Here is a 13,160-nt window from a genome sequence, read left to right on the forward strand (position 1 = left end):
GCGATGGATCGTCCTCGCGAGCGACCGACTGCGCGCCCCGGTGAGGCGCCCGACGAGCACGAGTCGGGCGCCGAGGTCGTGCTCGTCGCGAAGATCGTGCGCGAGGCGCTCGACGCGTACGCGACGACCGAGACCGCCGACGGGATCCTCAAGCGTGCGCTCGCCGCGGCGGGGCGCGACGGCATTCCGCGCGAGCCTCGCGAGCTCGATCGCTTCGTGCACGATCACCTTCTCGTCGAGGCGCGCGATCGGCTCGGCGAGGACGCGGGCGACGCGATCGCGGTGCGCCTCGTTCCGCTGATCGCGGCGCTCGAGCGCATGGAGCAGCGCAGCGTCGAGACCTTGCCCGCGCCCGCGCCGGGCGCCGAGGTCGCCGCACCATCGCGCTTCGCGACGGTCGTCCTCGCGGGCTCTCCGCAGGACGCGCGGCGCCTCTCGTTGCGCGTGCAGATGGCGGTGCACCGCGTCGTCGACGCGCGCGCGCTCGTGCAGACGGTCGAGGCGTGCGGCGGCGCGCCGGTGATGATCGTGCTCGACTGCCGCGCGCCGAACCTCGTGCTGCGGACGACGCTACGCGCGGCCGAGCCGGCGTTGCTCGACGGCTCGGTGGTCGCGCTGTGGGGCGCGACGCAAGCGGACGAGCGCGAGTGGCGCTCGACGTTCCCCGGTGCGCTCGTGCTGCGGACCGACGTCGCCTCCGACGTGGAGGACATCGCGGTGCTGATCCGTCTCGGGCCCGAGTAGTCGACGCCGCGGCGCGTGCTGATGCACGATGCGCCGGGGCACCACGACGTATCGGCGCTCGGGGAGGAGAGCACGATGGACGTCGCCGCACATGCTCGGAGCGCGTTGGCGATCGCGCTGGCGAACGCGCTCGTCCTCGCGTCGTGCGGCGGGCCGAGCGTGCCTTCGGAGCTGCCGAGCACGTCCCCGCTCTCGCCGCGCGCCGAGGCGGCGCCGCTCCCGATCATCGGCGCGTCGCTCGAGGAACGACCGCTCGCGGTCGAGGCACCGAGCGCCGATCCTCACGCGGGGCATCGCGATCACGGCGCTCCATTCGCCACCGACGCGGGCACGCCGGAGGAGCACGGTCATGGCCAACATCACTGATCGCGCGCTCGCGCTCCTCCTCGCGCTGAGCGGCGGCTGCGCGAGCCACGCGATCCGCGAGGACGTCGACGCGACGCGCGAGATCGTCCGCGCCCGCGCCGATCTCGAGCTCGTCGATCGCGATCCCGAGCGCTGGCAGGACGACGAGCCCGCGGTGCGCGAGCTGCTCGCCCAGCCGCTGACGATGGAGAGCGCGGTCCGCATCGCGCTGCTCAACAACCGCGATCTGCGCGCCGAGCTCTACGAGCTCGGCATCGCGCGCGCGCAGCTCGTCGGCGCGGGGCTGCTCCCGAACCCGATCCTCGAGGCCGAGGCGCGGATCCCCGAAGATCAGGCCGAGCCCGTGCAGTACGACATCGGTCTCGCGATCGACCTGACCGCGCTGGTGCTCGCACCGCTCCGTGCCCACGCCGCGAGCGCGAGGGTCGAGGCCGCGCGCTTCCGCACCGCGGGCGCGGTGCTCGATCTCGCGTACCGCGTGCGCCTCGCGTTCGTGCGCTACCAGGCCAGCGCGCAGACGCTCGAGCTCGCGCAGACCGCGCTCGAGAGCTTCGCCGCGAGCCTCGAGGCCGCGCGCGCCCTGTATGCGGCGGGCAACGTGCGCGAGCTCGACGTCGCGATGGAAGAGGCCGCGTACGAGCAGGCGCGCATCGAGGTCGCGCGCGCCGAGCTCGAGATGCTCGACGATCGCGAGCGGATGAACGCGCTGCTCGGTCTGTACGGCCACGACGTCACGTGGGAGCCCGCCGGGCGTCTCCCCGATCCACCGCGCGACGTGCTCGACGTCGACGAGGCGCTCGAGCGCCGTGCGATCGAGTCGAGCCTCGAGCTCGCGTGGACGCGCGCCGAGCTCGAGGCAGTCGGGCGCGAGCTCGGCCTCGCGCGCACCGTCGGCCTGGTGCCCGACGTCGAGATCGGCGTGCACGCGGAGTTCGACGAGGAGCGCTGGGAGGTCGGGCCCGAGGTCGCGATCGGTCTCCCGATCTTCTCGCAGGGGCAGGGCGCCGTGCTCGCGCGCGAGGCGGAGCTCGAGTCGATGCGCGAACGCTACGTCGGCATCGCGATCGCGGTGCGTGCCTCGGCGCGCGCCGCGCGCAACCGCGCGCTCACCGCGGAGCTGCTCGCGCGCCGCACCCGCGAGTCGCTGCTCCCGGCGCGTACGCGCGTCTTCGAGCAGACGCTGCTGCTCTACAACGCGATGCAGCTCGACGTCTTTCGTCTGCTCGAGGCACGTCGCGATCAGATCGACGCCGCGCGGCAGTACATCGACGCGCTGCGCGAGTACTGGCAGGCGCGCGCGACGCTCGATCAGGTCCTCGCGGGTCGTCTCGCCGGGACGATCGGCGGGGACGGCGATCTCGAGAGCGCGCCCTCGTCGCGATCGCGCGCGACGCGGACCGCGGAGAGCCCGCACTGAGCCGGAGGCCGCGCACATGGTGAATCGACGAGATTTCCTGGTCTCCGGCGCCCTCGCGAGCGCCGCGATCGTCGCGTCACGCGCACGCGCGCAGGAGGGCGATCACGCCGGTCACGGCGCGCACGCAGGCGCTCGCGGCGTCGCGCCCGAGGGCACGCGCGTCGAGCAGAGCGATCGATCGTGGGTGCCCGCGCGACGCACCGATCGACGCCCGGCGTTCCCCGGCGGACAGGTCCCGGTGCACGTGCCGAACGGCGCGAAGCTGCGCTGGCGCGTGCAACGCGGCGTGAAGGTCGGCCACGTGGTGGTCGCGCCCTTCGAGCACGAATTCGCGCCCGGCCTGCGCGCGACGTGCTGGGGCTACAACGGCCGCACGCCGGGCCCGCTGGTCGAGGCGGTCGAGGGCGATCGCGTTCGCATCTACGTCACGAACCGACTGCCCGAGCCGACCACGATCCACTGGCACGGCTTCATCCTGCCGAACGGCATGGACGGCGTGTCGGGCCTCAACCAGCGCCCGATCCCGCCCGGCGCGACCTACCGCTACGAGTTCGCGCTGAGCCGCGCCGGCACCTTCATGTACCACTCGCACCACGACGAGATGACGCAGATCGCGCTCGGCTGCGTCGGCATGTTCGTCGTGCACCCGCGCCGCGCCGTCGGTCCGCGTGTCGATCGCGACTTCGCGCTCATGACGCACGAGTGGCGCGTCGAGCCCGGCACCGGTCGCCCCGATCCCAACGAGATGACCGACTTCAACGTGTTCACGTTCAACGGCAAGGCGTTCCCGTCCACCGAGCCGATGCTCGTCGGCGTCGGCGAGCGCACGCGCATCCGCCTCGGGAACCTGAGCCCGATGACGACGCATCCGATCCACCTGCACGGCCATCACTTCCGCGTCACCCAGACCGACGGCGGCGACGTGCCCGCGAGCGCGCAGCACCCCGAGACCACGGTGCTCGTGCCGGTCGGCGCGGTGCGCGTGATCGAGACGGTCTCCACCGAGCCCGGCGACTGGGCCCTCCACTGCCACATGACCCATCACGTGATGATGCAGATGGGCCACGACTTGCCGAACATGGTCGGCGTCGACGCGTCGCGTCTCGATCCGCGCATCCGCCGCGTCGTGCCCGAGTACATGTCGATGGGCACGCGCGGCATGGGCGACATGGGCACGATGGACATGCCGCTGCCCGAGAACAGCATCCCGATGCGCGGCGGACCGGGCCCGTTCTCGTACATCGACATGGGCGGGATGATGACGGTGCTCAAGGTCCGCGAGGACCCCGAGCGCGCCGATCCCGCGGGGTGGTACGCGCATCCGCGCGACACCGTGTCGTCGCCGGCGACCGGCGACGAGCTGCGCGAAGCGGGCATCGATCCGGACGCGATGCCCGAGGACGACGTCGCGCCCTGATCGCGGGTCCGTCGCCGACGACCAGAGCACGTGCTCGGGCTCGCGTCGCGCCACCTGCGCAGTCGCGGACCTCCAATGCGCGACGTTGAAGGGCGCCTCCATGCGGGGCCATTCATGCGCCACATGCATCGGGCCCTCGGCGTCGCGCTCGCTCTCGTGGTGCTGGTGGTGGGATCGTCAGGGTGCACCGACGACACGCGCCCCGCGGGCCCGCGGATCGTCGCGCCGCCCGATGGCGGCGGCTCGAGCGACGCGTCCGTCGCGTGCAGCGGCGTCGACCTCACGAGCGACTTCGCGAACTGCGGGGCGTGCGGCAACGCGTGCAGCGCGGGTGAGGTGTGCAGCGCGTCGCGCTGCACCGCCGGTGGGTGCCCCACCGGCACGACCGAGTGCGGCGGCTCGTGCGTCGACACCGACACGAGCGCGACCCACTGCGGTGCGTGCGGCAACGCGTGCGGCGCCGGGTCGAGCTGCGTCGCGGGCGAGTGCGCGTGCAGCGGTGCGCTCGAGCGCTGCGGCAACACCTGCGTCGACACGTCGAGCGACGAAGCGCACTGCGGCGCGTGCGGGACCGTGTGCGGCGCGGGTGAGCGCTGCAGCGCCGGGAGCTGCGTCGCGTGCGGCGCGGACGTGTCGTTCGCGACCGACGTCCAGCCGATCTTCACCGCCAGCTGCGTCGGCTCGTGCCACGGCGGCGCGCGCCCCTCGTCGGACCTCGATCTCACCGAGGGCCGCGCGTACGCGGAGCTCGTCGGCGTCGCGTCGACGTGCACCGATCGAAGGCCGCTCGTCGTGCCCCGCGATCCCGACGGCAGCGCGCTCTACCAGAAGCTCGTCGGGACCGCGTGCTCCGGGCAGCGCATGCCGATCGGTCGCGACGAGCTCTCGACCGCGCAGATCGCGACGGTGCGCGACTGGATCTGCGGCGGCGCGCGCGACGACTGAGCCCATGCACGAATGCATGGCGCGGAGCTCGCGCCATGCATCCATGCATACCTCCGATCAGCGCGGCTCCACCACGATCGTCCCGCGCACCATGTTCATCCCGCAGCGGAACTCGTGCTCGCCGACCGCGAGCTCCGGCAGCTCGATCACGACCGGCTGGTGCGGCGGGAGCTCGCGGCGGATGCCGAGCGCGGGGAACACCACCTCGCGCGTGCACGACGCGTACTCGTGTCGCACGAAGCGCAGCCGCACGCGCTCGCCCTCGCGCACCACGATGCGGCTCGGCTGGTAGCCGCCGCGCACCACGATCTCGATCTCGCGCACCTCCTGGGCACGCGCGATCGGCTCGGCGAGCGGCATCGCGACCACCCCCGAGCCGATCGCCAACGCGAGCACCAGCACCATCGTCTTCGTGGTCTTCGTCATCTCGGTCTCCTCTTTCCGGCAGACGCGGACGGGGCGGCGCCATTACGCGACGAAGCGCTTGAGGCGCAGCGAGCTCAGCAGCACCGAGACGCTCGAGAGCGACATCGCCGCGCTCGCGAGCACCGGCGAGAGCAGCCAGCCCGTGAAGGGGTGCAGCAGGCCCGCCGCGATCGGGATGCCGACGACGTTGTAGACGAAGGCCCAGAACAGGTTGCGCCGGATCGTGCGCAGCGTGCTCCGCGCGAGGCGCAGCGCGGTGGGCAGGCGCGCGATCCCGCCCTGGAGCAGCGCGACGTCCGCGGCCGCGATCGCGATGTCGGTGCCGCTCCCGATCGCGATCCCCACGTCCGCGCCGGCGAGCGCGGGCGCGTCGTTCACGCCGTCGCCCACCATCGCGACCACGCGACCGTTCGCCTTCTCGCGCGCGACGACCGATGCCTTGTCCTCGGGGCGCGTCTCCGCGAACACCCGATCGATGCCCAGCTCCGCCGCCACGGCGTGCGCGGTGCGCGTGCGATCGCCGGTGACCATCGCGACCTCGATGCCGAGCTCGCGCAGCGCCGCGACCGCCGCCTTCGCCTCGTCGCTCGCGCGATCCGCGACCGCGACGAGCCCCGCGAGCGCGCCGTCGATCGCGACGAACGACGGAGTGCGGCCGCGCGCGGCGAGCTCCTCGGCGTGCGCCTCGAGGGGCGTGGTGTCCACGCCGATCCGAGCGAGCCAGGCGCTCGTCCCGACCCGCACCCGCGCTGCGCCGACCTCGCCCTCGATGCCCGCGCCCGCGACGCTGACGAAGCCCTCGGCGCGCACGATCTCCGCGCCACGCGCCCTCGCGCCTTCGGTGATCGCGCGTGCGATCGGGTGCTCGCTCTCGTTCTCGACCGACGCGACGAGCGAGAGCAGCTCGTGCTCGCTGCGCGCGATCGCGACGACGTCGGTCAGCGCGGGCTCGCCCGCGGTGAGGGTGCCCGTCTTGTCGAGCAGCACGGTGTCGACGCGGCTCGCCGCTTCGAGCGCGGCGCCGCCCTTCACCAGCACGCCGAGCTCGGCGCCGCGTCCGGTGCCGACCGCGACCGCCGCGGGCGTCGCGAGACCGAGCGCGCACGGGCACGCGATCACCAGCACCGCGACGAATCGCTCGATCGCGATCGCGATCCCGTCCTGCGTCGGGTCGATCAGCGCCCACGCGACGAACGTGAGCGCCGCGATCACGAGCACCACCGGGACGAACCAGCTGCTGATCACGTCCGCGAGCCGCGCGATCGGCGCCTTGCTCCCCTGCGCCTGCTCGACCGCCTCGACGATGCGCGCGAGCGCGGTGTCGGCGCCCACCCGCGTCACGCGGAACGTGAGCGCGCCGCTCTGGCTGAGCGTGCCTCCGTACACGCGCGCGCCGACGCTCTTGTCGACGGGCATGCTCTCGCCGGTGAGCATCGACTCGTCCACCGCCGAGCTCCCGCGCACGACCTCGCCGTCGGTCGCGATGCGCTCGCCGGGCCGCACGAGCACGAGATCGCCGCGCACGAGGCGCTCGACGGGCACGTCCTCTTCGCGATCGTCGATCACGCGCCGGGCGCGCTCGGGCTGCAGCGCGACGAGCCCGCGCACCGCGTCCGCGAGGCGCTTGCGGGCGCGGCTCTCGAGCACCTTCCCGAGCAGGACGAACGTGATGATCGCGCCCGCGGCCTCGAAGTAGACGTGCGGGAGCACGCCGTGCTCGGCGTGCGGGAAGAGCTGCGGCATCAGCACCGCGACCGTGGAGTACGCGTACGCCGCGCCGGTCCCGATCGCGACGAGCGTGCTCATGTCGCTCGTGCGGTGCATCGCCGCGCGCCACGCGAGCGAGAAGAAGCGCCGCCCCGGTCCCAGCACCACGATGCTCGCGAGGACGAGCTGCACCGCGCGCCCGATCGGTCCGTCGCTCCCGGGGATCGCGCCGTGCGCCATCCCGAGCACGAGCAGCGGGATCGTCGCGCTCGCCGACACGACGAGACCACGCACGAGCGAGCGCCGCTCCTGGTCGTCGATCGCGTCGCGTCGTGCTGCGCGATCGCCGCGCGGCGACGCCGCGGGCGCGGGCGTCGAGTCGGTGGTGTCGGCGACCGAATAACCCGCCTTTTCCACCGCTCGCGCGAGCGCGTCCGGGGCCACGACGCCGGGATCGATCGTCACCGTCGCGCGCTCGAGTGGCAGGTTGACGCTCGCGTCCTGCACGCCCTCGACCTTCTTCAGCGCGGTCTCGACGCGCCGCACGCACGCCGCGCACGTCATCCCGACGATCTCCAGCTGCACCGTCGTGCGCTCGTCGATCGCGGGGGTCGCGCCAGCGAGGTCGCGCGCGTTCATCGGGGTCTCCATCGGCTCTCCTCCGGCGGCTCGATCGGCCTGCCTGAGAGGAGGACGCAGAGGGCGCCCCGGCATTACGTCGATCGTCCCTCAGCGCCCGATGCGCAGCTCCCAGCGCCCCGGCACGAACACCGCGCCGCCCGCGCCCACGCGCCACGTGGGCGGCTGCCACGAAGCGCCCTGTCCGCGCGGCAGATCCCAGCGCCCCGCGATCCACACGAAGCGCGCGCCGTCCCACTGCCAGTAGCCCTCGATCCACACCATCCCCGGGGCCGGTGCCGCGGGACGCGCCTCGACCTGCGGCGGAGGCGGGGCCTCGGGCGCGCGCACCGTCTGCTCGCGCACGATGTCTTCCTCGGGCACGTCCCACGTGCCGCCGATCCACACCCAACGCGCGGCGTGCCAGTGCCAGTACCCCGGGGTCCACGTCGCGTGCACGCTCGGCTGCGGCGGACGCAGCTCGGCGCGCGGCGCCGGCGGCGGCCCGTCGGGACGCGCAGGAGGAGGAGGCGGCGGCGCCACTTCCGGTCGTCGCGCGCGCTCGGCTTCCATCCGCGCTTCGCGCTCGGCGCGCTCGCGCTCGATGCGTGGCGCGTCGGCCTGCGCGCGCTGCATCCGTTCCACCGCGCCGTGGTAGCCGCCCGGGCCCCAGCACGCCTCGTCCTCGTGATGCGTGTTGCAGTGCGCCTGCCACTCCGCGTTGCGCCGCTCCGCCTCGGCGTGCCGCTCCGCGTCCTCGCGCTCGCGCTGCTCGCGCTCGTGGCGGAGGTGCGCGATCCACTCTTCTTCCGGCACGTTCGGCTGTGCGATCCAGTGCACGAGCACGAACGTCGCGCCCTCGAGATCGTTGGGCAGATCGGACCACACGCGGATCCGGATCGGCGTGCCCGCCGCGAGCGCGGGCGCCGGGTCGCGCTCGGGATCGTGCGGCCACCACCACTCGCGTACGACCTCGATGCGTCCGACGCCGAGCTGCTGCAGCTCGATCGCAGAGAGCGGGTGAGGCGCGGTCCACTCGATCACGCGCAGCTCGAGCCCGGGCGTGTGGATCGCCTCGGTCGGGCCCCCGCTGGTCGGCTCCTGCGGGACCGCGACGACCGGCGGCGGCGTCACGATCTCGCCGCCACCGCCGAGCTCGACCGCGCGCTGTGCCTCGAGCGAGAGGCAACGCGCGTTGTCGACCGGCCCTGCGTCCTCGCGCAGCTCGTACGTGCCCGCCGTCGACGTGAGGGACGGCACCCATCGGCGCGGGAGCGCCCCTCGCGCCACGACCTCGTCGCCGGCGCGCACGTCGTACTGGCCCTCGATGTTGCGCGGTGACAGCGCGACGAGCTCCACGCCCTCGCCCCAGCGATGCCCGCGCGCCTCCACGACGATCTCGTACGGGCCCTGCCCGCAGCGCTCGGGAGGTTGGAAGCCGCGGATCGCGATCGCCTCGTGGCTCAGCGCGGGACCACAGCCGAAGAGAACGACCGCTGCGAGCGAGGTCAGCGAAGGAAGAACAGCCCGTTGCGTCATGGCGGAACGACGGAGCATCCGCTCCCTTTCGTCGGAGGTCGAGCGCGGACGACGGTCGGGGGCGCCCTCGCATTCACGCTGTAATGGCGCGGCAGGGTCGGCGTCAGCACGCGTGGAGCCACGACATGCGTACGCGATCCTTCGTCCTCGCGACCGCGCTCGCCGCCGTCCTCGCGGCGTGCACGCGCTCGTTCCCTGCTGCGTTCCCGACGTCCTCGCCGGCCTCGAGCGACGCGACCGAAGCCCCGGTCGCCGACGTCGGTCGCGCGCTGCGCGAGGATCCACCGCTGCCCGGCGAGCCGACGCGGGGCTGGCACGGCCTCGAGCCCGCGAGCGTCACGCCGCCGCACGGAGGCCACGATCATGCGCGCTAGCCTCGTCGCCATCGTGCTCGCGCTGCTCGGCGCGGGCTGCGCCACGACGTCGATCCGCGCCGATCTCGATCGCATCGAGACGATCAGCGGGCACGCGCTGCCGCCCGACGTGCTCGATCGGGTCGACCCGGTCGGTGACGCGCGAGCGCGCGAGATCCTGCGCGCGCCGCTCGACGCCGACGACGCGGTGCGCCTCGCGATCGCGAACCACCGCGAGCTGCGCGCGGCGCTGCGCGAGCTCGGGATCGAGCGCGGCCGCGTGCTCCAGGCGGGCCTCTTGCCGAACCCCGAGATCGAGATCGATCTGCGCTCGCAGGACGACCCCGAGCAGCCGCTCCAGGTCGAGCTCTACGCGGAGTTCGAGCTCACGCACGCGCTGCTGACGCCGATGCGCGTCGACGTCGCGAGCCGCGAGCTCGACGCCGCGCGATTCCGTGCCGCGGGCCGGGTGATCGAGACCGCGTACCTCGCGCGCGCGACGTTCTACGACGCGCAGGCCGCCGAGCAGCGGCTCGCGGTCGCGGTGCGCGCGCTCGATGCGCTCGCCGCCGCGCGCGACACCGCGACGATGCTCTTCGACGCGGGAAACGTGCCCGAGCTCGACCTCGCCACGCAGATCGCCGCGTACGAAGAGGCGCGCGCCGTCACGGCGGAGCTCGAGCTCGCGCGCGCTGCGTCGCGCGAGCGGCTGCACCGCGTGCTCGGTCTCCACGGCGACGCGACCGAGTGGACGATCGCCGCGCCGCTCGACGACGTGCCCGAGGAGAGCGAGATCCCCGACGCGCTCGAGCGCCAGGCGATCGAATCGAGCGTCGAGCTCGCCGAGACGCGCATGCGCCTCGAGGCGATCGCGGGCCGCGTCGGGCTCTCGCGCACCGAAGGGTGGCTCCCCGACGTCACGGTCGACGTGCACGCGGAGCAAGACGGACAGACGTGGGAGATGGGCGGCGGCGCGAGCATCGAATTGCCGCTCTTCGATCGCAACGAAGGCACGACCGCGGCGTACGAGGCCGAATTCGACGGCCTCATGGAGCGCTACGAGGGCGCGGCGATCGACATTCGCTCCGCGGCGCGCGACGCGCGCAATCGCCTCGTGTCGGCGCACCTGCGCGCGAAGCAGTACGGCACGGTGATCGTGCCGGCGCGAGCGCGCGTCTTCCGCCAGACGCTCCTGCAGTACAACGCGATGCAGGTCGGCGTCTTCGAGCTGGTCACCGCGCTGCGCGCGCAGCTCGCGGCAGAGCTCTCGTCGATCGACGCGCTGCGCGACTACTGGACCGCGCGCGCCGCGATGGAAGCGCTGCTGCGCGGCCGTCGCGTGAGCGGCGAAGTCGTCTCTTCGAGCACCGGAATCGGCGCGGGCGAGCAGTCCGCCGGAGGTCACTGATGGATCGTCGATCGTTTCTCCGCTGGAGCGGCGCCGCCGCCGGCGCGGCCGTGCTCACGCGCGCCGCGCCGGTGAGCGCGCAGGACGCCCACGCGCACGCCGAGGCGAGCGCCACGGCGGCCTCGGCCGTGCCCACGTTCGAGCGCCGTCCCGCCTCGCGCACCGCCGCGCCGGGCGGACAGCCCTCGGTGATCACGCCCAACGGCATCTCGTTGCCGTGGACGGTGCGTGACGGCGTGAAGGTCGGTCACCTCGTCGCGCACGAATTCGATCACGAATTCGCGCCTGGGATGCGAGCGCGGGTGTGGGGCTACAACGGCCACACGCCGGGCCCGACGCTCGAGGCGGTCGAGGGAGAGCGCATTCGTGTGTACGTCACGAATCGACTCCCCGAGCCGACCACCGTGCACTGGCACGGTCTCATCCTCCCGAATGGCATGGACGGAGTCTCGGGCCTCAATCAGCGCCCGATTCCGCCCGGCGAGACGTGGGTCTACGAATTCGACCTCCGTCATCCGGGCACGTTCATGTACCACTCGCACTACGACGAGATGACGCAGATCGCGCTCGGCATGATGGGCATGTTCATCGTGCATCCGCGGCGCCCCGTCGGGCCGCGCGTCGATCGCGACTTCGTGCTGATGACGCACGAGTGGAAGCTCGAGGTCGGCGCGCGCCGTCCCGACCCGAACGCGATGAACGACTTCAACGTGCTCACGTTCAACGGCAAGTCGTATCCGGGCACCGAGCCGCTGCTCGTCGGAGTCGGCGAGAGAGTGCGAATCCGGCTCGGCAATCTGTCTCCGATGGATCACCACCCGATCCACCTCCACGGATTGAACTTCGTGATGACCGCGACCGACGGCGGATACGTTCCGTCGAGCGCGCAATATCCGGAGACGACCGTCATCGTCCCCGTCGGGAGCACGCGAGTCATCGAATTCACGCCCACCGAGCCCGGCGACTGGGCGATGCACTGCCACATGACCCATCACGTCATGACGCAGATGGGGCACGGACTGCCTCCGATGGTCGGAGTCGACACGAGCACCGTCGATCGCCGGATGTCGCGCGTCGTGCCCGAGTACATGTCGATGGGCCAGACCGGCATGGGCGGGATGGGCGAGATGGAGATGGACATCCCGCCCAACTCGCTGCCGATGCGCGGCGCGCGCGGGCCGTTCAGCTACATCGACATGGGCGGGATGTTCACCGTGCTCAAGGTGCGCGAGCGCCCCGAGCGCGCCGATCCGAACGGCTGGTTCGAGCACCCCGCGGGCACCGTCGCCGGCCCCGCCGATCCCGCGCGCCTGCGCGCCGACGGAATCGAAGCGCCGTAATGCGCGCGCCGCCTCCGCGTCTTCGCATTCGAGAGGAGAACGACACCATGACCGAGAGCACGAATCGCGAGACCCGCCTGCGCGTCACCGGAATGACGTGCATGTCCTGCGTGCGGCACGTCGATCACGCCCTGCGCGATCTCGACGGAGTCGCCGCGGTGCAGGTGCGCCTGCGAGAGGGCGAAGCGCTCGTCGAGCACGACCCCGCGCGCGCGACCGTCGACGAGATGATCGCTGCGCTGCGCGACGCCGGCTACGACGCCGCCGCGGCGTGATCGAGACGAGAGGCGCGCTCGCCCGCGGCGGAGAGCGCGCCTCGTTCGTCTCGGCCGCGCGTTCGCCTCGTCAGCGGCGCGCCTGCGGCGGCGGAGGCGCCTTCGCGGAGCCTCCGTTCGGGCGCATCTGCAGCGCGGGCGCGGCGCCGATCTGGCGCATCAGCCCCATCGCGTCCCACTGCGCGTAGGACTCGACCACCTTCCCGTTCACGACGCGATCGATCGAGATGCCCTCGACCATGGCTCTCTTGTTGGACGGGGGGATGCCCATGAGCTCGGCCTGGTGCGTGCCGCTCGCGCGCCACTTGGTGATCACGCGATCGCCGGAGCAGATCTGCTCGACGACCTCCATCTTCGTGTCCGGGAACGCGCGACGGTACATCTTGATCTGCTCCTCGAGCCCCCGGCGATCCATCCGCCCCATCAGCGGATCGTGCGCGACGAACTCGTCGGCGCAGAGCTGCGAGACGAGCTCGATCTTCCCCTTCGAGTACGTGTCCTCGAGCAGCGCTCGAGTGATGTCCTGCGGCTTCTGGCTCACGGCGAGACCCCCCATGCGAGCGCGCTCGTGCACCTCGCATCGAGCACGTCGCGCGAGGTGAGCT

13 protein-coding genes are annotated in these 13,160 nt (G+C 72.7%); 9 read left to right on the forward strand and 4 right to left on the reverse strand.

The window, feature by feature from the left end; genetic code table 11:
* Positions 1-3 precede the first annotated feature (3 nt).
* The 5 genes from DB32_RS01865 to DB32_RS01885 all read left to right on the forward strand — a co-directional run bounded on the left by DB32_RS01865 (position 4) and on the right by DB32_RS01885 (position 4,889).
* Complete coding sequence (locus DB32_RS01865) at positions 4-744, forward strand: hypothetical protein (protein ID WP_053230695.1); 741 nt, start codon at positions 4-6, stop codon at positions 742-744.
* 105 nt (positions 745-849) lie between these two features.
* Positions 850-1,110 (forward strand): hypothetical protein, encoded by a 261-nt coding sequence (locus DB32_RS47860; RefSeq protein ID WP_169791296.1) that lies wholly within the window; start codon positions 850-852, stop codon positions 1,108-1,110.
* Positions 1,094-2,527, forward strand: coding sequence for a TolC family protein (locus tag DB32_RS01875; protein WP_053230697.1), 1,434 nt, complete (start codon positions 1,094-1,096; stop codon positions 2,525-2,527). The genes DB32_RS47860 and DB32_RS01875 overlap by 17 nt, the downstream gene beginning before the upstream one ends.
* A gap of 16 nt (positions 2,528-2,543) precedes the next feature.
* Positions 2,544-3,944, forward strand: a complete 1,401-nt coding sequence (locus DB32_RS01880; RefSeq protein WP_053230698.1) for a multicopper oxidase family protein — start codon at positions 2,544-2,546, stop codon at positions 3,942-3,944.
* Positions 3,945-4,067: 123 nt separating this feature from the next.
* Positions 4,068-4,889 carry a hypothetical protein gene (locus tag DB32_RS01885; RefSeq protein WP_169791297.1) on the forward strand — a complete coding sequence of 274 codons (822 nt, stop codon included), beginning with the start codon at positions 4,068-4,070 and terminating at the stop codon, positions 4,887-4,889.
* A 57-nt stretch (positions 4,890-4,946) separates the two neighbouring features.
* Here DB32_RS01885 and DB32_RS01890 read toward each other — a convergent pair whose 3' ends face one another.
* From DB32_RS01890 to DB32_RS48985, 3 genes are all read right to left on the reverse strand, one after another.
* Positions 4,947-5,315 (reverse strand): cupredoxin domain-containing protein, encoded by a 369-nt coding sequence (locus DB32_RS01890; protein ID WP_053230700.1) that lies wholly within the window; start codon positions 5,313-5,315, stop codon positions 4,947-4,949.
* Positions 5,316-5,357: 42 nt separating this feature from the next.
* Positions 5,358-7,673 (reverse strand): heavy metal translocating P-type ATPase, encoded by a 2,316-nt coding sequence (locus DB32_RS01895; protein WP_240481148.1) that lies wholly within the window; start codon positions 7,671-7,673, stop codon positions 5,358-5,360.
* Between the two features lie 78 nt (positions 7,674-7,751).
* Positions 7,752-9,179: a YXWGXW repeat-containing protein gene (locus tag DB32_RS48985; RefSeq protein WP_053230701.1), complete on the reverse strand. Its 1,428-nt coding sequence runs from the start codon at positions 9,177-9,179 to the stop codon at positions 7,752-7,754.
* Positions 9,180-9,304: 125 nt separating this feature from the next.
* Between DB32_RS48985 and DB32_RS01905 the strand changes: the two genes are divergently transcribed.
* Genes DB32_RS01905 through DB32_RS01920 form a run of 4 tightly spaced genes read left to right on the forward strand, consistent with a single transcriptional unit; the run spans position 9,305 to position 12,555 of the window.
* Positions 9,305-9,553 (forward strand): hypothetical protein, encoded by a 249-nt coding sequence (locus DB32_RS01905; RefSeq protein WP_157068606.1) that lies wholly within the window; start codon positions 9,305-9,307, stop codon positions 9,551-9,553.
* Positions 9,543-10,940 carry a TolC family protein gene (locus tag DB32_RS01910; protein ID WP_053230703.1) on the forward strand — a complete coding sequence of 466 codons (1,398 nt, stop codon included), beginning with the start codon at positions 9,543-9,545 and terminating at the stop codon, positions 10,938-10,940. Before DB32_RS01905 ends, DB32_RS01910 begins: the two co-directional genes overlap by 11 nt.
* On the forward strand, positions 10,940-12,280 hold the full coding sequence (locus DB32_RS01915) for a copper oxidase (RefSeq protein WP_053230704.1): 1,341 nt from the start codon (positions 10,940-10,942) through the stop codon (positions 12,278-12,280). The genes DB32_RS01910 and DB32_RS01915 overlap by 1 nt, the downstream gene beginning before the upstream one ends.
* Before the next feature lie 47 nt (positions 12,281-12,327).
* Entirely contained in the window at positions 12,328-12,555 is a 228-nt protein-coding gene (locus tag DB32_RS01920; protein ID WP_053238655.1) for a heavy-metal-associated domain-containing protein, read from the forward strand.
* A gap of 70 nt (positions 12,556-12,625) precedes the next feature.
* On the opposite strand, the gene DB32_RS01925 is transcribed toward DB32_RS01920, so the two are convergent.
* Positions 12,626-13,096 (reverse strand): ester cyclase, encoded by a 471-nt coding sequence (locus DB32_RS01925; RefSeq protein ID WP_169791298.1) that lies wholly within the window; start codon positions 13,094-13,096, stop codon positions 12,626-12,628.
* Between the last annotated feature and the right edge of the window lie 64 nt (positions 13,097-13,160).

It is taken from the genome of Sandaracinus amylolyticus, assembly GCF_000737325.1.
In the GTDB taxonomy this organism is placed as follows: domain Bacteria; phylum Myxococcota_A; class Polyangia; order Polyangiales; family Sandaracinaceae; genus Sandaracinus; species Sandaracinus amylolyticus.